This window comes from uncultured Henriciella sp. (assembly GCF_964005855.1).
In the GTDB taxonomy this organism is placed as follows: domain Bacteria; phylum Pseudomonadota; class Alphaproteobacteria; order Caulobacterales; family Hyphomonadaceae; genus Henriciella.
This window is the reverse complement of record NZ_CAXFSW010000001.1, coordinates 400,009-420,269: the sequence shown is the minus strand read 5'-3', so window position 1 is coordinate 420,269 and position 20,261 is coordinate 400,009. Positions and strand designations below refer to the sequence as shown.

17 protein-coding genes are annotated in these 20,261 nt (G+C 62.2%); 5 read left to right on the top strand and 12 right to left on the bottom strand.

The window, feature by feature from the left end; translation table 11 throughout:
• Positions 1-75 precede the first annotated feature (75 nt).
• Together ABNU55_RS01980 and dapB are read right to left on the bottom strand one after the other, a co-directional pair.
• Positions 76-1,326: an acetyl-CoA C-acetyltransferase gene (locus ABNU55_RS01980; RefSeq protein ID WP_290749166.1), complete on the bottom strand. Its 1,251-nt coding sequence runs from the start codon at positions 1,324-1,326 to the stop codon at positions 76-78.
• Positions 1,327-1,433: 107 nt separating this feature from the next.
• Entirely contained in the window at positions 1,434-2,243 is an 810-nt protein-coding gene (gene dapB, locus ABNU55_RS01975; RefSeq protein WP_290749169.1) for a 4-hydroxy-tetrahydrodipicolinate reductase, read from the bottom strand.
• Positions 2,244-2,387: 144 nt separating this feature from the next.
• On the opposite strand from dapB, the gene ABNU55_RS01970 reads away from it, so the two are divergent.
• Genes ABNU55_RS01970 through ABNU55_RS01960 form a run of 3 tightly spaced genes read left to right on the top strand, consistent with a single transcriptional unit; the run spans position 2,388 to position 5,667 of the window.
• A complete protein-coding gene (locus ABNU55_RS01970; RefSeq protein ID WP_290749172.1) occupies positions 2,388-2,891 on the top strand; it encodes a hypothetical protein in 504 nt (167 codons plus the stop codon).
• A gap of 53 nt (positions 2,892-2,944) precedes the next feature.
• Positions 2,945-3,805 (top strand): 50S ribosomal protein L11 methyltransferase, encoded by an 861-nt coding sequence (locus ABNU55_RS01965; protein ID WP_290749175.1) that lies wholly within the window; start codon positions 2,945-2,947, stop codon positions 3,803-3,805.
• Positions 3,806-3,849: 44 nt separating this feature from the next.
• Entirely contained in the window at positions 3,850-5,667 is a 1,818-nt protein-coding gene (locus tag ABNU55_RS01960; protein ID WP_290749178.1) for an aminopeptidase P family protein, read from the top strand.
• A gap of 17 nt (positions 5,668-5,684) precedes the next feature.
• On the opposite strand, the gene ligA is transcribed toward ABNU55_RS01960, so the two are convergent.
• The 3 genes from ligA to ABNU55_RS01945 are packed head-to-tail and all read right to left on the bottom strand — an operon-like array spanning position 5,685 to position 10,360.
• Positions 5,685-7,790, bottom strand: a complete 2,106-nt coding sequence (gene ligA, locus ABNU55_RS01955; RefSeq protein ID WP_290749181.1) for an NAD-dependent DNA ligase LigA — start codon at positions 7,788-7,790, stop codon at positions 5,685-5,687.
• Positions 7,787-9,487 (bottom strand): DNA repair protein RecN, encoded by a 1,701-nt coding sequence (gene recN, locus ABNU55_RS01950; protein WP_290749184.1) that lies wholly within the window; start codon positions 9,485-9,487, stop codon positions 7,787-7,789. Before recN ends, ligA begins: the two co-directional genes overlap by 4 nt.
• 54 nt (positions 9,488-9,541) lie before the next feature.
• On the bottom strand, positions 9,542-10,360 hold the full coding sequence (locus ABNU55_RS01945; protein ID WP_290749186.1) for an outer membrane protein assembly factor BamD: 819 nt from the start codon (positions 10,358-10,360) through the stop codon (positions 9,542-9,544).
• Between the two features lie 200 nt (positions 10,361-10,560).
• Between ABNU55_RS01945 and ABNU55_RS01940 the strand changes: the two genes are divergently transcribed.
• On the top strand, positions 10,561-11,004 hold the full coding sequence (locus ABNU55_RS01940; RefSeq protein ID WP_290749188.1) for a helix-turn-helix transcriptional regulator: 444 nt from the start codon (positions 10,561-10,563) through the stop codon (positions 11,002-11,004).
• A 40-nt stretch (positions 11,005-11,044) separates the two neighbouring features.
• On the opposite strand, the gene lpxC is transcribed toward ABNU55_RS01940, so the two are convergent.
• From lpxC to ABNU55_RS01915, 5 genes are all read right to left on the bottom strand, one after another.
• On the bottom strand, positions 11,045-11,959 hold the full coding sequence (gene lpxC / locus ABNU55_RS01935; RefSeq protein WP_290749190.1) for a UDP-3-O-acyl-N-acetylglucosamine deacetylase: 915 nt from the start codon (positions 11,957-11,959) through the stop codon (positions 11,045-11,047).
• 139 nt (positions 11,960-12,098) lie between these two features.
• Complete coding sequence (gene ftsZ / locus ABNU55_RS01930) at positions 12,099-13,553, bottom strand: cell division protein FtsZ (RefSeq protein WP_290749193.1); 1,455 nt, start codon at positions 13,551-13,553, stop codon at positions 12,099-12,101.
• A gap of 94 nt (positions 13,554-13,647) precedes the next feature.
• The gene (gene ftsA, locus ABNU55_RS01925; RefSeq protein ID WP_290749196.1) at positions 13,648-14,943 is read right to left on the bottom strand and encodes a cell division protein FtsA; all 1,296 of its coding nucleotides are present in this window, start codon (positions 14,941-14,943) and stop codon (positions 13,648-13,650) included.
• Positions 14,944-14,945: 2 nt separating this feature from the next.
• Positions 14,946-15,812, bottom strand: a complete 867-nt coding sequence (locus tag ABNU55_RS01920) for a cell division protein FtsQ/DivIB (protein ID WP_348764204.1) — start codon at positions 15,810-15,812, stop codon at positions 14,946-14,948.
• Positions 15,800-16,708 (bottom strand): D-alanine--D-alanine ligase, encoded by a 909-nt coding sequence (locus ABNU55_RS01915; protein ID WP_290753104.1) that lies wholly within the window; start codon positions 16,706-16,708, stop codon positions 15,800-15,802. Before ABNU55_RS01915 ends, ABNU55_RS01920 begins: the two co-directional genes overlap by 13 nt.
• A 151-nt stretch (positions 16,709-16,859) precedes the next feature.
• Between ABNU55_RS01915 and ABNU55_RS01910 the strand changes: the two genes are divergently transcribed.
• Positions 16,860-17,714: a formate/nitrite transporter family protein gene (locus ABNU55_RS01910; RefSeq protein ID WP_290753102.1), complete on the top strand. Its 855-nt coding sequence runs from the start codon at positions 16,860-16,862 to the stop codon at positions 17,712-17,714.
• On the opposite strand, the gene murB is transcribed toward ABNU55_RS01910, so the two are convergent.
• Together murB and murC are read right to left on the bottom strand one after the other, a co-directional pair.
• Positions 17,711-18,676 (bottom strand): UDP-N-acetylmuramate dehydrogenase, encoded by a 966-nt coding sequence (gene murB / locus ABNU55_RS01905; protein ID WP_290753098.1) that lies wholly within the window; start codon positions 18,674-18,676, stop codon positions 17,711-17,713. The genes ABNU55_RS01910 and murB overlap by 4 nt on opposite strands.
• Positions 18,677-20,086 (bottom strand): UDP-N-acetylmuramate--L-alanine ligase, encoded by a 1,410-nt coding sequence (gene murC / locus ABNU55_RS01900; protein ID WP_290753095.1) that lies wholly within the window; start codon positions 20,084-20,086, stop codon positions 18,677-18,679.
• Between the last annotated feature and the right edge of the window lie 175 nt (positions 20,087-20,261).

Sequence of the window (20,261 nt, the reverse complement as noted above, 5' to 3'; positions counted from 1 at the left end):
AAATTTCACGCAAATAAAAACCCCGCCCCGGGAGATCCGGAACGGGGTTCTTCAAGTCTTGTCTATCGAGGGGGACTAGGCGTCCAGACGCTCGATGATGATGGCCGGAGCCATGCCGCCAGCTGCACACATGGTGACGAGACCATATTTGCCGCCCGAACGCTCAAGCTCATCGAGGGCAGTGCCGATCAGGATGGAGCCGGTCGCGCCAATCGGGTGGCCGAGGGCCATGGCGCCGCCATTGATGTTCACTTTTTCGCGGTCAAGCTTGAGGTCGCGGATGAATTTCTCTGCAACGACAGAGAAAGCCTCATTGATCTCATAGACGTCAATATCGTCGGTCGTCATGCCGGCTTTTTCGAGGACTTTCTTTGCCGCCGGAACCGGTGCGTTGAGCATCAGGGTCGGATCGTCGCCCATATTGCAGGTCGCGACGATACGCGCGCGCGGCTTCAGGCCGTGCTTGTCGGCATATTCCTTCGACGTCACGAGGATCGCAGCGGCGCCGTCGACGACACCGGAAGAGTTACCGGCATGATGGACGTGCTGGATGTTGCCCTTGAGCTGCGGGTACTTCTTCTCGATCATGTTGCCATAGGTCAGGCCCTTGTCGTCGACAGGGACATCCCAGAACATGTTGAAGACGGTCTTCAGGTTCGACAGGCTTTCCATCGTCGTGCCCGGACGCGGGAACTCATCCTTGTCGAGGGCGAGCGAGCCGTCACGGTTGTAGACCGGAATGACGGACTTGTCGAAGCGGCCTTCATCCATGGCTTTCTTGGCACGCTCCTGAGAGACCACGGCGAGCTGGTCGACAGCTTCACGGTCAATGCCTTCGAGCGTTGCGATTGCGTCCGCGCAGCAGCCCTGCTGGGATTGCGGGTGCATCTCACGAAGATGCGTGTTGCCAGCGTCCATCATCGGCGGGTTCTTCGGGTCCGCGGTGGAGGCCGTGTAGCTCATCATCTCACAGCCGCCTGCGACGACGCAGTCTTCCATGCCGGACATGATCTGAGCGGCGGCGAGGGAAACGGTCGTGATGCCCGAGCCGCAGAAACGGTCGAGCGTGACACCGGAGGCCTTGACGTCATAGCCTGCGTCGAGGGCAGCCATGCGGCCCATGTCTGCGCCCTGGGCGCCGCGCTGGGAGCTGGTGCCCCAGATGACATCGTCGACCGTGGCGGTGTCGAGATTGTTGCGGTCGCGGATCGCGCCAAGAACGGTCGCGGCGAGATGCTGCGGGTGAAGATGGGCCAGCGAGCCCTTCCCGACCTTGCCAATGCCGCGCGGCGTGCGGACCGCGTCGATGATATATGCTTCAGCCATAGAAATTCCTCCCGAACATGCTGAATTGAGCCTGATAGGAGTAGCTAATCCCCCTTCCGTTTGGGGAAGGCAATCTCTGCCCCAGCGTCAAAGACTGAGGAAGATTTTCAGAGGCCGAGAACATCGTTCATGTCATAGAGGCCGGGCGGCTGGCGGAGCGCCCAGCGCGCGGCGGCAAGCGCACCATGCGCGAAGACCGAGCGGTCGAGCGCAGAATGCGCCAGTGTCAGGACTTCCTTTTCCGAGCCGAACGTCACCTCGTGCTCGCCGATCACCCCGCCGGAGCGGCGCACCGAAAAGCCGATCTTGCCCGCCTCCCGCGCCGCATCCGGGCCGTCATAGGGCGGCTGGCGCAGGGTCTTGAGGTCCGCGCCGCGCCCGGCAGCGGCTGCGTCCCCCAGCATGAGAGCGGTGCCCGATGGCGCATCGACCTTGCGGCGGTGATGGGTTTCCAGCACTTCGATATCCCAGTCCTCGCCGAGACTTTCGGCGGCCCGCTTCGTCAGCGCGCACAGGAGATTGACGCCCAGCGAATAATTGCCGGCCTTGACGATGGAGAGCTCACTGGCGGCTTCCACGATCTCTGATTCTTCGCCCGCGTCGAACCCTGTGGTGCCGATCACAACGGCTTTCACGCCGGCGGCCTTGAGCTGTTTCAATGCCTCAAGCGTCGCGGCCGGGCGCGTGAAATCAATCCAGACATCTGCGCCTTTGGCTGCCTTTGCGACGTCAGCGTGCGGCGTGACATCCCCGGACGCGCCGGGAATGAGCTTTGCCAGCGGTGCGCCAATGGCATCGCTGGCGGGCGCTTCGCTGGCGCCAGTGATTGTGTGACCTGCTTCCAGCGCGGCACTGGCAAGCTGGCGGCCCATGCGGCCGGCAACACCGGCAATGGCGAGTTTCATCTTTGCTGTCATGCCTCGTCCTTAGCGCCAATTGGCCGCCCCTGAACAGACCGCGCGCGCGCAAAAGTTTCCCGGACGGCGGAACCGGGAGCCGCCCAGCAGACTTTTGTGTTAACTATCTGTTTACCTACCATTGCAGCAGCGGGAGGATCAGCGATGCGCTTCATCGATCTTACAGGAGCGGGCTTTGTCGCAGCCCTATTCGTGATGCCAGCGGCTGCGGATGGCTATCGCCACAGCGCGCAAGCCACGAGCTATGGCTATGACCGCCAGACGGCGGCCTCTCCGGCGTGCGTGACCAGCTGCTGCTGCGGATATCAGGTAAGAACCTACACTACCGCGCCTGTCGTACGGCATTACACAAAGACCTATACGCGTCTCGCGCCGCCGGACTGTTATCACACCGGCGATGCAGGCTACGGTTCCTATGCCAGCGGGTATGAGACAGGATCCAGCTACTCAACGAGCCGGGCGACCACCCGGTACGCATATGAAGACAGCTATGATCATGCGGGTGTGGGCACCTATGCCTATGAGGACGGGTATTACGCCGAAGATGATTATGGCGATGCGGGCTATTACAGGCCCTATCCGGCGACGTCCTATGGCGCAGAACTAAGCCTCGACCGCGAAAACCCCTGGAACGGCTATCACCGTTAGGGCTGAACGCGCCCCTACCCGCCTGTGCGCGGCTCTGCTATGGGCGAGCCACCATGTATCAGATTTCCGCAAAAGGCCCGCGCGCGGCCATCGAACCGGCCTGGGACGCCCTGGCCTGGACCGACCCTTCACCAGCAGGCGCTGTCGACGCCAAGGAAGACGGCCGCCACGCCTGGCGCCTCGACGCCTATGCCGAGAGCGAAGAAGATGCCGAAGCCTGCAAGGCCCTCATCATCGAGACCTCGCCGGAGCTGAATGTCGTCATCGAAGCGCTGGAAGACCGCGACTGGGTCACCCTGTCGCTGGAAGGTCTGCCGCCTGTGGAGGCTGGCCGTTTCATCGTTGCCGGCAGCCATGTTCTGGCGAAGTCTGCGCCCGGCAAGACGCCCATCCTGATTGAGGCTGGCCCGGCTTTCGGTACAGGCCATCATGGCACCACGCTTGGCTGCCTCATCGGCCTTGAACATGTTCTGCGCCGGACGCGCCCCAGAAAAGTTCTGGATATCGGGACTGGGTCCGGCCTGCTTGCCATCGCCGCCATCAAGTCTGGCGCCCAGCGCGCCTGGGGCACCGAGATCGATGCAGACAGCGTGCGCGTCGCCAATGAGAACGCCGCCAAGAACCATGTCGCCAACGCCTTCCAGACGTTTGAGACGGGCGGCGGGATGAATGCCACGATCCGCAGCGACGCGCCCTATGACCTTGTCTTCGCCAATATATTGTTCCGACCGCTTGTCGGCCTCGCCCCGGATATCGAGCGGCTGACGGCCCCCGGCGGGCATGTCATCCTGTCGGGTCTGCTGAACCCGCAGGAGCCGCTGGTGCGCAAGGCCTATGGCGACCGGGGCCTGTCGCTGACCAAGCGGGTGCGCAAGGATGGCTGGTCCAGCCTGGTTTTCCGCAAGCCTGGCTGATGCGGCACCTTCCGCTGGGGCGTGTTTCGCACTAATTCTCTAGCATGAGACAGAATTTCGACGTGAAGGGCGGCCCGCAGCTTGGCCGCAAGAATATCCCCCTCCTGCGTGAGGCCATGAAGGCGCAGGGGCTCGACGGGCTCTATATCCCGCATGAGGATGAGTATCAGAACGAATATCTGCCGGCCTGTAATGACCGTCTGGCCTGGGCGACGGGTTTTACCGGCTCTGCCGGCGCCGCGATGGTGTTTCAGGACAGCGCCGTCATCTTTGCCGACGGACGCTATACGCTGCAGGTGCGAGACCAGACCGACCGCGAATTTCTCGAGATAGAGGGTCTGCCGGAACCCGGTCCGTTCGGCTGGCTGGCCAGGCAAAGCCGTAAAGGACAGACGCTCGGCTATGACCCGAGGCTGATGACGCCGAACGACCTGGCGACGCTGGAAGAGAGTGCCAAGAAGGCTGGCGTCACCCTGAAAGCCGTCGAGACCAATCCGATCGATGAAGCCTGGCAAGACCGCCCGCAAGAGCCGGTCGCGCCAGTTGTGCCCCATTCGGTCACCAATGCGGGCGAGGATGCAGAGGCCAAACGCGAGCGGATCGCGGCGGCCCTGAAGGAAGATGGCGCCGACGCCGCGGTGATCACATCGCCGGCCTCTGTGGCCTGGGCGTTCAATATTCGCGGCGGCGATGTCGCCTGCTCGCCCCTGCCGCTCTCGCGCGCCATCCTGAAAGCGGACGGCACAGCCGATCTCTTTCTCGATAGCCGCAAGGCGAGCGACAAGCTGCGCGAGCATCTTGGCAACAGGGTCCGCCTGCGCCCGATGGAAGAGGTGGAGCCGGCGATGGCTGAGCTTGCCGGCCGGACGGTGAGCCTCGACCCTGCCCTCGCCTCGGCCTGGTTCTTTGGCGAGCTGGAAAAAGCCGGCGCGAATATCGTGCGCCAGCGTGACCCGGTCCTGCTGCCCAAGGCCTGCAAGAATGAGACGGAGATTGCAGGCACCGAAGCGGCCCATATCCGCGACGGGGCGGCGCTGACGCGCTTCCTGCACTGGCTGGACACCGACGCCCAGTCCGGCGAGATGACCGAAATTGATGCCGCGCTTAAGCTTGAGAGTTTCCGCGAGCAGCTTGGCGACCTCAATGACCTCTCCTTCGAGACAATTTCAGGGGCCGGCCCGCATGGCGCCCTGCCCCATTACCGCGTCTCATCGGCCTCCAACCTCAAGCTGGAACGGGGCACGCTCTATCTTGTCGATAGTGGCGGACAGTATCTGGACGGGACCACAGATGTGACCCGCACCGTGCCCATCGGCACGCCCTCGGCGGATATGCGCCGGCATTACACGCTGGTCCTCAAGGGACATATTGCGCTCGCCGAAGTGCGCTTTCCGGAAGGCACGACCGGCACCCATCTCGACGTGCTGGCCCGCCACCCCCTCTGGCAGGCGGGTCTCGACTATGACCATGGCACGGGCCATGGGGTCGGGGTCTATCTCGGCGTGCATGAAGGCCCGCAGCGGATCGCGAAACCCTGGAACAGCGTTGCACTGCGCCCCGGCATGATCGTCTCGAACGAGCCGGGCTTCTACCGCGAGGGCCAGTACGGCATCCGGATCGAGAATCTGCAATATGTGACCGAGCCGGCCGAGATCGAAGGCGGCGAGCGCAAGATGCTTGGTTTCCAGAATCTCACCTGGGCGCCGCTGTCACGCGACCTCATCGATCTGGACCTGCTGAGCCCGGCAGAGCTTGCCTGGGTCAATCGCTATCATAACGATGTTCTGGCCAGGATCGGCCCGCTGGTTGAGGGCGAAGTCCTGGACTGGCTGAATGCGCAGTGCGCGCCGCTCAGCCAGTAGGCCGGTAGATCTGATTTTTATTGAAGGCCGGCGAGCTCGAGCCAGTCATCCTCGGTGATGACGCGGACCCCGAGTTCTTCGGCCTTTTTCAGTTTTGAGCCTGCGCCCGGCCCGGCCACAAGGATGTCGGTCTTGCCAGACACAGAGCCGGAGACCTTGGCGCCGAGCGCCGTGGCGCGCGATTTCGCTTCGTCGCGCGTCATCTTTTCGAGGGTACCGGTGAAGACAATTGTCTTGCCGGAAACGGCGCTATCACTGGCGGCCGCCTCGGCCGGTTCAATCTCGATCTCGGCCAGAAGCGCTTTCAACATCTCCTGATTGTGGCTTTCGGCGGCAAAGTCCTTGAGGCTGGTAACCGCCGTCTGGCCGATCCCGTCAATGGAAAGAAGATCGGCTTCGGCAGCCTCGTCGCCGTTCGCGGCCTTTTCCACCACCTGCCAGAAACTCTCCCAGTCGAGATAATAGCGCGCGAGCAGGCCTGAGGTGATCTCGCCGACATGGCGGATGCCGAGGCCGTTGAGGAAACGCTGGAAGGGCGGACGGCGGCGTGCATCTATGGCCTCGAAGAGGTTGCGCGCGGAGGTCTCGCCAAAGCCCTCCCACTCCTTCAGCGGGGGCAGACCCTCTTCTTCGAGCCGCTGTGCCAGGCGGAAGATATCCTGCGGGCCTTGGACGGCGCCTCTGGAATAGAAAAGCTCCACCTGTTTGGCCCCAAGCCCGTCAATATCGAGCGCCTTGCGGGAAACAAAATGCTTCAGCCGTTCGACAGCCTGCGCCGGACAGGTCAGCCCGCCGGTGCAGCGCCGGCGAACATCTTCCTCGCCCTTGTCATCTATTTCCCGGACAGCCGCCGACCCGCATTCGGGGCAGGTTTCGGGCATTTCATATGGCGGCGGACGGTCCTTGTCCGGGTCGACCACGCCCAGCACCTGCGGAATGACATCGCCGGCCCGCTGGATTTCCACCATGTCGCCGGGGCGCACATCGAGGCGGGCGATTTCATCTTCATTATGAAGCGTCGCATTGGAGACAACGACACCGCCCACGGTGACCGGTGTGAGCCGCGCAACCGGCGTCAGCGTGCCGGTGCGCCCGACCTGGATCTCAATTGATTCCAGTTTCGTGACGGCCCGCTCGGCGGGGAATTTGTGGGCGATTGCCCAGCGCGGAAAGCGCGAGACGAAACCTAGCCTTTCCTGCCAGTCGAGCCGGTCGACCTTGTAGACGACCCCGTCAATATCATAGCCCAGCATGGCGCGGCGTTCGGCAAGCTCGCGATAGGCCTCCAGAAGCCCTTCTACCTTGTCGTGCGGCGCGAAGAAGTCATTGGTGACGAACCCCCATTCATTCAGCTTCTCTATCGCTTCGGTCTGGGTTTCGGCGAATTTGCCGGAGGTCTCGCCCCAGGCGTAGGCAAAGAAGCGCAAGGGTCGCGAACGGGTAATCGCGACGTCGAGCTGGCGAAGACTGCCTGCGGCAGCGTTGCGGGGATTGGCGAAGACTTTCTTTCCGGCCTCTTCTTGGCGGGCATTGAGGTCCTTGAAGGCCTCGCCGGTCATATAGACCTCGCCGCGGACTTCGATGCGGGCGGGCCAGTTCTTGCCGTTCAGACGGTCAGGAATGTCCTCAATCGTCCGCGCATTGGCGGTGACATCCTCGCCAGTCTGGCCGTTTCCGCGCGTGGCGGCGCGCACCAGCTGGCCATCTTCATAGAGGATATTGAGCGAGAGCCCGTCGATCTTGGGCTCTGAGGTGATGATAAGGGCCTCATCGCCATCGAGGCCCAGAAATCTGCGGATGCGGGCGGCAAACTCTTCGACGTCTTCATCGGAAAAGGCATTGTCGAGCGACAGCATCGGGATGCCGTGGTCGACCTTGCTGAAGGCGTCCGAAACGTCCGCACCAACCCGGTCGCTGGGACTGTCGGAGCGTTTGAGGTGCGGGAAAGCCGCCTCGATATCCTCATTGCGCTTGCGGAGCCTGTCATAGTCCGCATCACTGAGGTGCGGGGCGTCCTCCTTGTAATAGGCAATGTCGGCAAGACGGATTTCAGTGGCAAGACGGGCAAGCTCCCGGCGTGCTTGCTTTTCAGTGAGCGATCCGGCCGGGGGTTGCGAACTCATACATCTTCAAGAAGCCTTGTTGCTGCGGCCCTTGCCTCTTCGGTCACTGTGCTGCCTGACAGCATGCGGGCGATTTCCTCATGCCGTTCGCTTGCATCTAGCCCGGTGAGACGCGTCTCGCCAAGACCGTTGCGCTTCACACCTGACTTTGACACCAGCCACTGGTTCGAGGCCGAGGCGGCGACCTGCGGACTATGGGTGATGGCGAAGACCTGGCGGCTGTGGGCAAGGCGCGAAAGACGCTCGCCAATCGCCGCCGCCACGGCGCCGCCCACGCCCTGATCGGCCTCATCGAATACGAGAACGGGAACCTGCGTGGTCTCGGCCAGCACGCACTGAAGCGCCAGCGAGAACCGTGCAAGCTCACCGCCCGACGCAATCTGGCGCAACGGTCCGAAGCCCGCGCCCGGATTGGTTTCAACCTCGAACTCGGCCTTTTCACGGCCGGCATGACCGGACTGGCTCTCGGAGATCTCATCGAAGCGGACCTTGACCCGCGTGCGCTCCAGCTTGAGCGGCTTGAGCTCAGTGGCAATCGATGTCTCCAGACGTTTGGCGGCGGCCTTGCGCGCCTTGGTCAGACGGTCCGCGGCCGTGCGCCAGCGCGCCGCAGCGGCTTGCTCATCGGAGCGGGCCTTCTTCAGTGAACCGTCAGGGGCATCGCAAAGCTCGAGCTTCTCACGCGTCTCAGCCCAGAAGGCCGGAAGTTCATCCGCGTCAACGCCGTATTTGCGCGAGGCCGACCGCAGGGCGACGATGCGCTGTTCTGTCTTTTCGAGGGCGTCCGGATCGTGGACGGCGGCAAGCCCGAGACTTTCCAGCGCCGCGCTCGCTTCCCCGGCCTCAATGAGCGCCCGGTCCAGCGCTTCAGCGGCAGCGCGGGCCGCCTTTGAAAGCTCGCTCTCCATTGCATCGAGGCCATCGATGCGAAGGATACGCTCTGCCGACCGGCTGGCCTGCGCCAGCACAGTTTCGACATCCCCTGCCTGGAAAGCCTCAAAGGCTTCGGCTGCGGCTTCTGCAATCTTCTCAGACTGCATCAGGACGCCGCGCTCTGCGCTGAGCCGGTCGAATTCGCCCTTCTCAGGGGCGAGCGTATCCAGTTCCTCGACCGTCTCGACGAGCCAGGCATGATCTTCTTCGGCGCGGGCAAGTTCTGCCTCAAGACCGGCACGAAGGTCGCGCGCTGTCTCATAGGCGTCCCAGGCTGTGCCACAGTCGGCGATCAGGCTTTCATTGCCTGCATAAGTGTCGAGCAGGTCGCGGTGATTAGAAGGTTTCATCAAGGTCGATGCCGCGTGCTGGCCGTGGATTTCCACCAGCAGCTCTCCCAGCTGGGAAAGAAGCGCCGCACTTACCGGCTGATCATTGACAAAAGCGCGGGCCGGGCCCGTCGCTGAGACCACCCGTTTCAGGGTCAGCGTCTCCTCCGGCGAGGCATCGACGCCCGCTTCGGACAGGATCGGCCAGACAGGGCTGTCCGCGCCGAGGGCAAATTCGGCAAGGATGCTCGCCTGGTCGGCGCCCTTGCGCACCAGCTTCTTGGACGCTGTCGCGCCCAGCACGAGGCCGAGGGCATCGAGGATGATGGATTTACCCGCACCGGTTTCCCCGGTCAGGGCGGTGAAGCCATCGGTCGACTCAATATCGAGACGCTCGATGAGCAGGAAGGATCGAATCGAGAGCGCAGTGATCATGCCCTCTCAATACCACCGGAACAAACTGAGAACAAGCCTGTTCTCGCCCTGTTCCTACCAGGGCGTGATCCGGCTGAGCCAGCCTTTGCCCCCGGCTTGCCGCCGGCTGCCATTGGAGCCCTCGATCAGGGCGTAGCTGTTCTCGTACCAGTCGCTGTCGGGATAATTGTACTGGAGGACCGAGGCCGCCGCCACCGCCTGATCGCGCAGGCCGAGAGACAGATAGGCCTCCACCAGCCGGTGCAGCGCTTCGGGGGTGTGCGAGGTCGTATCGAAGTCGTCGATGACGGTCTTGAACCGGTTTACGGCAGCCAGATGCTGGTTATGGCGCAGGTACCAGCGGCCGATCTCCATCTCCTTGCCGGCAAGCTGGTCGCTGACCATGTCGAGCTTCACACGCGCGTCGCGGGCATAGTCGGTGTCGGGAAAACGGCGGACGACGTCATTGAGGGCGTCACGTGCCAGTTCGGTCGTGCGCTGGTCGCGGCCAACGTCGACGATCTGCTGGAAATAGCTGAGCGCGATCAGATGATAGGCATAAGGTGCGCCCTCACCGGCCGGGTTCAGGGAGAGATAACGCTGGGCCGTGGAAATCGCATCGTCGTAACGGCGCGAGCGGAAGGAGGCATAGGCCGACATCAATGTCGCGCGGCGCGCCCATTCCGAATAGGGGTGCTGGCGCTCAACCTCATTGAACAGCTCGATCGCGCTGACATAGTCGCGGCTGTCCATCTCATCGGCCGCAGCGTTGTAGAGGGCCTCGACAGGGCGCTCGACATAGGCCAGCTCGCGTGCCTGACGGTTCGAATTGCAGCCTGCGAGCACAAGGGCGACGGTGAGAACTGAAAGGGAGCTGACAAGCGAGCGCTTCATTACATATACCGGTCTTGAGATCGAACTGCGCCGCACTTTGCCGCTGGAAGCGAGCTTGTAAAGGCATAGGCTACAGGAAGAGGGGCGCGAATTCCTTGTTAGTCTGGTATATTAGACTAACTGAGGTTAAACTTAACGCCTAGCCCGAAAGATTCTCTCGAACCGCCCGAAAAGGCACAAACGCCGAAGAGGCACAAAACATGTCCGTAGATCCGTCAAATTTCACTGCGTCCGAAGTCGACACCATTGTGGGTGAGCGTATTCGCAGACGCCGAATTCTGGCAGGTCTGACGCAGGATCAGCTGGGAGAGGCCCTGGGCGTTTCCTATCAGCAGATCCAGAAATACGAGACGGGCGCCAACCGCGTGAGCGCAGGACGTCTCTATCTGCTCGCCGAGCGGCTAGATGTCTCGCCAGGCTGGTTTTTCGAGGGTCTGAATGATCTTGACGGTGATGATGGCGATGAGGAGCTTCAGTCCTCCTCACGTTTCACCATTGAATGCGTCCGCAGCCTGACCCGGATCAGCGACGAACGGGTTCGCACCTCGGTGCTGAACATGATCCGTGCGCTGGCGGATGCAGATCAGGGCGGCGAGGCGCCAAAACGCGCCGTGTCGAACGGACATCAGCCGCGCGCCGACTAAAGCGAGCAGCTCTCCGGTTTAAATGGGTTAGAGTGGGTGCCTAACCGGCGGCCGAAGCTGCAGGCTGGGCGCTCAGTTGATCGGCATCGCTTTCCCAGCACCAGGCGTCAGTATCCTCAAGCAGAGCGCGCACAAGCTTGTTATTAAGCGCGTGACCGGGCTGGCGGGCTTCATAGACGCCGGCAATCGGCGCACCGGCCAGCATGAGATCGCCCACCGCATCAAGGATCTTGTGACGCACGAACTCATCGCTTGAGCGAAGGCCTTCCGGATTGACGATATTATCGCCATCGAGGACGACCGCATTTTCCAGTGAGCCGCCGCGGGCAAGGCCCATCGATTTCAGTTTCTCAACGTCCTTTGCAAAACCGAAGGTGCGGGCAAACGCGATGTCACGGGCAAACATGCCGGGCAGCATGCGCAGCGCCATCTGCTGGGTGCCGATTGCGCGGCTCTCAAATTCGATCTTTGCATGGATCGACAGATAATCGTCCGGCGCCGGGCTGAGGCTGGCGCGCTTGACACCATCTGACACCTCAACCGTCTCAAGGATACGGATACGGCGACGGAAGGCGCGCTGCTGGCGAAGCCCCGCTGCGAGCATAAGTTCACAATAGACAGCCGAAGAGCCATCCATAATCGGCACTTCGGGGCCATCAATCTCAATGATGAGGTTGTCGACGCCGACACCGGCGCAGGCGGCAAGCAGATGCTCCACCGTCGCGACGGACTGGCCAGCCTCATTGGTCAGCGTGGTGCCGAGCTGGACTTCGGTTACAAAGTCGCCCCGCGCGATAATGTCCTCGCAGCCATCAATATCGGTGCGGCGAAACCGGATCCCCGTTCCGGCCGCGGCCGGCTTCATCACGATGCGCGCACGCGCACCGCTGTGAACACCGACGCCGGCGCACACCACGGGGAAATTGATGGTTTGCTGGTATTGCAGACGGCTCATACGGACCTCTTCTCTCAGGGTCCTAAGAAAAGGATGTCGGGCCAAGATTCAAAACAATGAATATTGCGCATTATTACAATGCGAAAGGGCGCCCGGATGGACGCCCTTCCTTATCCTCGTTTACACGCCTTGTTACTGCCTAGCGGTTAGCAGAGCGGCGGAGAAATGCCGGGATTTCAAGGTCGGCATCATCGAAGGGCGCGGCGTTCGGATAGTCGTCCGGCGAAGACACGATGTCTTCCTCCACGCTTTCCGAACCGGTGTCATTGTCGCCCTGGCCAGCCGATTTGGGCCAGCCGAACAGATTGCCGAACCCGGCCTTGCCGGAGGACGCCGGCTTGGAGGCGGGGCGGCTGAATACGTCGCCTGCGCTGACGCGGTCGTCGCCCTTGGCCGAGTCAAGGTGGGCCGCCGGGAGCTTCCGGCCTGCGAAATCCGGGCGAGGGTCGGCCTCGACCTTGTCATCGTCGTCGAGGTCGCTGATCACGACGCGTGGGCGTTCGATCTCTGCCTCATCCTCGCTCTTGGATTCGGCAGCCGCTGGCGCAGCCTCTTCCTCAAGCGTTTCCGTTTCAACGGCGAGCGGCGACGCAGCGGTCGTGCGCTCTGGCTGAGGTGCGGCAACGTCGTGGTCACTTGCGACCAGGCCGTGCGCGGCATCGATGCCAGCGGCAACGACGGAGACACGCAGCTTGCCTTCAAGCTCCGGATCGAATGTGGAGCCCAGAATGATGTGGGCGTCCGGATCGACTTCCTTGCGGATTTCATTGGCCGCTTCATCGACTTCGAAGAGCGTCATGTCATAGCCGCCCGTGATCGAGATCAGCACGCCGCGGGCGCCTTTCATCGAGACATCGTCGAGGAGCGGGTTGTCGATGGCGGCGCGGGCCGCATCGAGCGCGCGGCTTTCGCCTTCGCTCTCGCCCATGCCCATCATGGCAGCGCCCATACCCTTCATGATTGTGCGCACATCGGCAAAATCGAGATTGATGAGGCCAGGCATGACCATGAGGTCTGTAATCCCGCGGACGCCGGAATAGAGCACATCGTCGGCCATGCGGAAGGCGTCGGCGAAAGTGGTGCGCTCATTGGCAACGCGGAAGAGATTCTGGTTCGGCACGACGATCATGGTGTCGATCGCCTTGCGCATTTCGGTCAGACCATCTTCTGCGATGGTCATGCGGCGGTTGCCTTCAAAGCTGAAAGGCTTGGTGACAACGCCGACGGTCAGGATGCCGCGCTCATGGGCAGCGCGCGCGATGACAGGCGCCGCACCGGTGCCCGTGCCGCCGCCAAGACCGGCAGCGATGAAGACCATGTGCGCGCCCTCAAGGCACTTGCTGATTTCCTCAATGGATTCTTCGGCCGAGGCGGCGCCGACTTCAGGCTTGGCGCCTGCCCCGAGTCCGGCTGTCGTTTCTGGACCAAGCTGGATGCGCGTCTCGCATTTCGAGCGCTCCAGAGCCTGCGCGTCCGTGTTTGCCACGACGAACTCAACCCCCTGAAGGTTCGCCTCGATCATATTGTCGACTGCGTTGCCGCCAGCCCCGCCGACACCGAACACGACGAGCCGCGGCTTGAGTTCCTGAGTCATGAATAGTCCGCCTTTGCCAATCTACCTGTGAGGGTCCATAGGCGCAGACTGCATGCGTCTGACTAAGAGAGGGTTAAGGGATTCTGCCTCGCTGTTAAAAATTTTCATTCAACCAGCGAAAGAGTTTGTTCACCAAACCTGTCTTGCCCGAGGACTCTCCTTGTCCTGATGAACCGCCAGCCCGCGACACATCAATGAAACCCCGTGATTCGTACGATAACAAACCCGCGGCGGTGGAAAAGACCGGACTTGCATGCGTTTCACCAAGAACATCGGCGTCCACCGGCTTGCCGAGGCGGACCGGCTGACCGAGGACGCGCGAGGCGACATCACGCACCCCTGGCATGAGGCTTCCCCCGCCCGTCAGGACGGTGCGGCGGGGCATGATTCTCTTGAGCTCACTCTTTGCGATGAGACCGGCAGCGTACTCAAATGTCTCATCGATCCGGGGGGCAATGAAGGCCGCCAGTTCGCCGCGCGTCATATGGCTGGCGCACAGCCGACCATCGTCGCCAAGACGGGCAACCTCCACCTTTTCAGAGAGGCTCGCGCTCGCAAGGTCGGCATTACCATAAATGGTTTTCATCCGCTCGGCCGCAGCGAAGGTCGTACCAATGCCCTGGGCGAGATCGCCCGTCACCTTTGCGCCGCCGGCGGGAACCACACCCAGCCAGGCCGGCACGCCATTCACGAAGGCGCAGGCCGTTGTCACGCCGGAGCCCATATCGATGCAGATCGCGCCATTCTCGACCTCGTCATCGATCAGCGTCCCTGCCCCGCTGGCGAGCGCCGACGGGATGAGACGGTCGACATTGAGGTGCGCCCGCCCGACGCATTCCACCAGATTGCGCACAAGCGATTGCGGCGCGCTGATCACCGAGAGCAGAACGCTCAGCTTCTGGCCGATCATGCCAATCGGATCGGTAATGCCATCTTGCTCGTCGAGGCGGTAAAGAACCGGATGGGCGGTGAGGATTTCACGCTGGCGTGCGTCGATCTTGCCGAGCGCCTGGGCATGCAGTTTTTTCAGGTCCTTGGACGTGACCTCACGGCCGCCAAGATCATTAAGGGCGCCCACGAATTCGCAGGTGACCCGTGCACCAGTGACACCGAGGACGACTGAATCAATGCGTTCACCGGCCTGGCGCTCTGCGTCCTCCACGGCGAGGCGGATGGAACGCTCCAGCGCTTCCATGTCCGTGATCGAGCCATCCTTGAAGCCGCGCGACTGCTGACGCCCGCCGCCGAGAAAGGAAAAGCCGGCGCGCGCCTGGGGATCATACCGTCCGATCAGACATGTGATCTTGGAGCTGCCGATATCGAGCGATGCAACGGTCTGGCCGATTCGGGCGGCGCGGGAGGGTTTAAGTCTAAGGTCTGCCTTGGCCATGCTCAGCTTTCTGCGGGGACGCCGGCCGCGTCCGTTTCGTCTAGGGGTTCAAGGAATGTGCGTTCCGGCACACGAAGGTCGATCCGGGCGAGCGAGCGCTCGGTCAGGCGCGCCGACCCATCCAGAGCGGCGAGTTCTTTCGCCGCCCGTGCCACACTTGTATCCGGCGGGAGCCGGATGAGGAGACCGTTGCGCAGCCTGATGTCCCAGCGCCGGCGCGAAACGCGCTCTGCGTAGGAAAGGCGTTCGGACACACTGCCAGCCTCCGCCAGAAACCGGAGAAGTGCGGGCACGCCGGCCGGCGCTTCCGCGCCCGAAAGCCGGATGAGGTCCGCATAGTCCTGCGCGGCCAGACCTTCCATGATCTGACCCGTGCCGTCGATGACACGCCAGGCTTCACCATCATGCCAGACAGCCGCCGCACGCGCGGGCGAGGCGTGAATGAGGATCTGGTTCGGCCAGAGGCGATACACCTGCGCGCTGGTGACCTGACCGCTGGAAAGGATACGTCTGCGAATCGTGTGCGGGTCGGCGCGGAACATGTTGTCGCCTGTCTCGATCCCGGCCGTCTGTTGAACGAGGCGAGCGCGGCGCGTGTCCTGCTGCAGGCCGACGATCCGTACGTCCTGCACGGCAAAGCCCAGGCTTGCTGCCGTGCTGTCGACTGCGCCAGAGACCCCTGCGCCGAGCTTCGACATGGAGCCGCCAAGCAGCGCAGCGCCAGCCACGATAACAGCCACGACCAGCACAAGCCCCGTCACGATGGAGGCGGGATCAGCACGCGATGGCTCGACCTGGGGCGGCGGCGGCGCGGTGCGCCGGCGGCCCTGCGGGGCCCGTTTCTGTGTCTTGCCCTTTACCTTCGGCATGAAGCGTCCTCGATCATCCAGCTCACCAGGGCTTCGAAGGTCATGCCTGTATAAGCGGCCTGCTCGGGGACGAGAGAGGTCGGAGTCATTCCTGGCTGGGTATTTGTTTCCAGGATCACGAGCCGGTCCTTCTCCTCGTCAAAACGAAAATCGGACCGCGACACCCCCCGGCATCCGAGGGATTGATGCGCCTTCAGCGCGGCTTCCAGAGCTGCGTTGGTTACCCGCTCCGGAACGTCTGCCGGCACCACGTGACGCGATCCACCTGCAGCGTATTTTGCATCAAAATCGTAAAACTCTCTTAATGTTGTGATCTCGGTTACAGCCAGTGGCCTTTCGCCCAGAACAGCAACGGTTAGCTCCCGGCCCGGAATGTATTCCTCGGCCATGAGATTGTCGCCATAGGCCCAGTCAGCAGAGGTAAGCAGCTGCGAGGGGCCGTTATTGTCCTTGCGCACAAAGACGACACCGAAGCTGGAGCCTTCGTTGACTGGCTTGATAACATAGGGCGGCTCTATCGGGTGGGCGCGCGCCGCCTCTTCACGGGTCACGGCAACGTCCCTGGCGATATCGAGACCGGCCTGGCTGTAGACCGCCTTCGACTTGCGCTTGTCCATCGCAATGGCAGACGCCGTAACACCCGAATGTGTGTAGGGAATGTCGAGGATCTCAAAGAGGCCCTGAACGCAGCCATCCTCGCCCCAGGGGCCATGCAGACCATTAAGGATCACATCCGGCTTTGCCGCCTCGATCTGGCGGGCAAGCTCTCGCGTCGCGTCGATACCGACAGCGTCATAGCCGGCCGCCTTCGCCGCGCGCAGCATCTGTTCGCCCGAGGACAGGGAGACTTCGCGCTCGGAAGACCAGCCTCCATAGACGACAGCAACGCGTTTCATGGCTCACCTCCAGACTGTGAAAGGCCCCGAAGCAGGGCTTGCCAGACACAAACACGTAGCAGGCGAGAAATTAAGGCAGTCCTTCCATAAGCGCGCATCGACTGCAGATGCCCACGCTTGAACATAGCGAACGCTGGCGCGTTCGCTTCTGATGTCCGTAGATGATGCAAAGCCTGTCGAGCACGAAGACGAAGAACACATTACCGAGGAGGAGCGCGAGGAAGCGGCCACGCTGACACGGCTGAAATCGCGCATTGTCTATGAGATTATCCGCCAGGAGGGCCGCGCGGAGCTGTCGCGTCCGCAAAGCTCCATCTGGTGGTCGGGCATCGCGGCGGGACTGGCAATTTCCATGTCGCTGGTGATGGAAGCCTATCTGCGAAAAAGCCTGCCGGACACGGACTGGCGGCCGCTGGTAGAAAATTTCGGTTATGCGGCGGGCTTTCTGCTCGTGATGCTGAGCCGGCTGCAGCTTTTTACCGAGAATACGGTGACAGCTGTTCTGCCCACGCTGGCTGACCCCTGCAGGCGAACTATTCTCGGCACGACCCGGCTATGGGGTACGGTCTTTCTTGCCAATATGGCGGGCACGCTGATCGCGGCGATCTTCTGGACCTATTCCGGCGCCATGTCACAGGATGTCAGCGCTATCGCCCTTGAACTCAGCCTTCATGTTGCCCACTGGGGCCCGGGCGAGACCTTTGTGCGGGCCCTGCCGGCAGGGTTCCTGATCGCCGCGCTCGTCTGGATGATGCCAAGTTCAGAGGGCAGCGAGTTCTGGGTCATCCTCTTCTTTACCTATCTCATCGCGCTGGGAGAATTTGCCCATGTCGTGGTCGGCTCCGCAGAGCTCTTCATGGTGGCTCTCGCCGGTGAACAGGGCATTTTCAAACTGATCGGCGTAAATCTGCTGCCAGCACTGTTCGGCAACATCATCGGCGGGGCTGGTCTGTTTGCCATTCTCGCCTGGGGTCAGGTTCACGAGGAAATGGAAGAGCAGGACTAATCGGCGCGGCGGGGCGCCTGTAGTCGGCCAATCCGGCGGATTTCCCAGCGCAGGTCGACGCCTGTGACGTCAAGGACCCGGGCGCGGACCAGTTCGCCCAGCGCTTCAATGTCTGCCGCGCTCGCTTCGCCTGTATTGATCAGGAAGTTGCAGTGCTTTTCGCTGACCTGCGCGCCGCCGACGCGAAGGCCCCGGCAGCCGGCCGCATCGACCAGTTTCCAGCTTGAGCGCTGGTTCGGTGTGCCGGGGGGGTCGGGATTGGCGAAGGTCGAACCGCCCGTCTTGTCCTTGATCGGCTGTGTCTCAGCCCGCCGGGCCTGATGGTCGGCGATTTCCTGCTCCAGGGCTTGAGGATCGCCGTCGCCCGACCCCGTCAGCAAAAGACCGGTAACGATAATGTCGTCTGGAAAGTTCGAATGGCGGTAGGAAAAGTCCACCTTCGGATCACCATATTGCGCGATCTCAGCCTCGAAACGGACCTTCTCGCCGGACCGGGTGATGCCCTCGATCTGATTGGCGACGTCCTTCAGCTCGCGCCCATAACAGCCGGCATTGGTCCTGACCGCTCCGCCAATGGAGCCAGGAATCCCGGAGAAGAAGGTGAGGCCCGCAATACCGTGCTTTGCCGATGCCTTGGCAACGGCAAGATCGAGCGCGCCTGCACGGGCAAAGAGCGAGTGCGGCCCGATCGGCTCAACGCTGCCCCAATAACCACCCATCAACCTGATCGTCACGCCCTCTACGCCGCCATCTCGGATAATGGAGTTGGAGGCAACGCCCATGAAATGAACGGGCACCTCTTCCGGCAGAGCTTTCAGGAAATCGGCAAGGTCATCCTCGTCCTTGGGCAGGAAAAGGACGTCGGCAGGCCCGCCAACACGAAACCAGGTATAAGGCGCCAATAGCTGGTCGTGGAGGAGCTTGCCACGGACATCGGGAAGGTTATCGCGCCAGCTTGCCATCTAGCCAGCCAGTTTTCCGGCCAGCGCATTCGCATGCACGGTGATATCGCCAGCCCCGAGGCAGACAATCAGGTCTCCCGGACGGGCGATGTCCCGGATCGTGTCCGGCAGGGTATCGAGCGTATCCATGGCGCGCGCATCGGGATGGCCGTTCTCAGCGATAGCCCGGACCAGCGCCTCATGCGTGGCACCCTCAATGGGGTCCTCGCCAGCGGCATAGACCGGGGCGATGAGGGCGATATCCGCGTCATGGAAGCAGCCGGAGAAATCCTTGAAGAGGTCGTGCAGACGTGAATAGCGGTGCGGCTGGGCCACAGCGATGACACGATTGTCGCCCTGCATGGCGCGGGCGGCCTTCAGGACGGCTTCGATCTCTACCGGGTGGTGCCCATAATCATCGATGATCCGGACACCGTTCCATTCACCGGCAGGCGTAAAGCGGCGCTTCACGCCGCCGAAATTGGCAAAGCTCTTGCGGATCTGATCGGGGCTCGCCCCAAGCTCAAGCGCGACGCAGATTGAGGCGAGCGCGTTAGAGACATTGTGGTCCCCCGCCATCGGCAGGCGCACCCCTTCTATCGAGGAGACGCCCCTGCCCAGCCGCTCACGCAGGACGACGTCGAAGGTCACCCCGTCCCGGTCGGAGGAGAGATTGATGGCCCGCACATCGGCCTGGCGGTTGAAACCGTAGGTCAGGATGCGGCGGTCGGAGACGCGCGCCACCATGGAAGAGACTTCCGGATGGTCGGTGCAGAGCACGCCGAACCCGTAGAAGGGGATGTTCTTCACATAGGTGTCGAACGCGTCGCGCAGCGCCTGCATTGAGCCGTAATGCTCCATATGTTCAGGATCCATATTGGTGACAATGGCGATGGTCGCGCGAAGCTTGGTGAAGGTGCCATCGCTCTCATCTGCCTCCAGCACGATCCAGTCGCCCGTGCCCGCCTTCGCATTGGACCCATAGGCGTTGATGATGCCCCCATTGATGACGGTCGGGTCGATACCAGCCCCATCGAGCAGCGCGGCGACCATGGTCGTGGTGGTCGTCTTGCCATGCGTGCCCGCGACGGCAACGGTCCATTTGAGGCGGATGATCTCTGCCAGCATGTCAGCGCGCCGCACAACCGGAATTCCTGATTCGCGCGCGGCAACGACTTCCGGATTGTCGTTCTTGATGGCCGAGGAAATGATCACCGCCCCGGCCCCGATGACATTCTGCGGCTTGTGGCCGATATGAACGGTTGCGCCTTTGGCGCGCAGGCGCTCCACATTGGCGCTCTCTTTTACATCCGAGCCCTGAACCTTGTAGCCGAGATTGATCATGATCTCGGCGATCCCGGACATGCCGATCCCGCCTATACCAACAAGATGGGCCGGACCGAGATCAAAGGGCGAAGGTTTGTTTGGCATTCGGGATGAGACTTCAAAAGGCATGGGACAAAGGGACTTCCGCAGTAGCGTGGGGAGACCAGACTAGGCAAGCACCTGCATGCTGACATGGCTGCGAGGGGGCGATTTAAAGGCAGGGTCGGCTTGCGCCTCTCTCGCGGCCACGCCAGTTATAGCGAGGATGAGGAGAACAGGC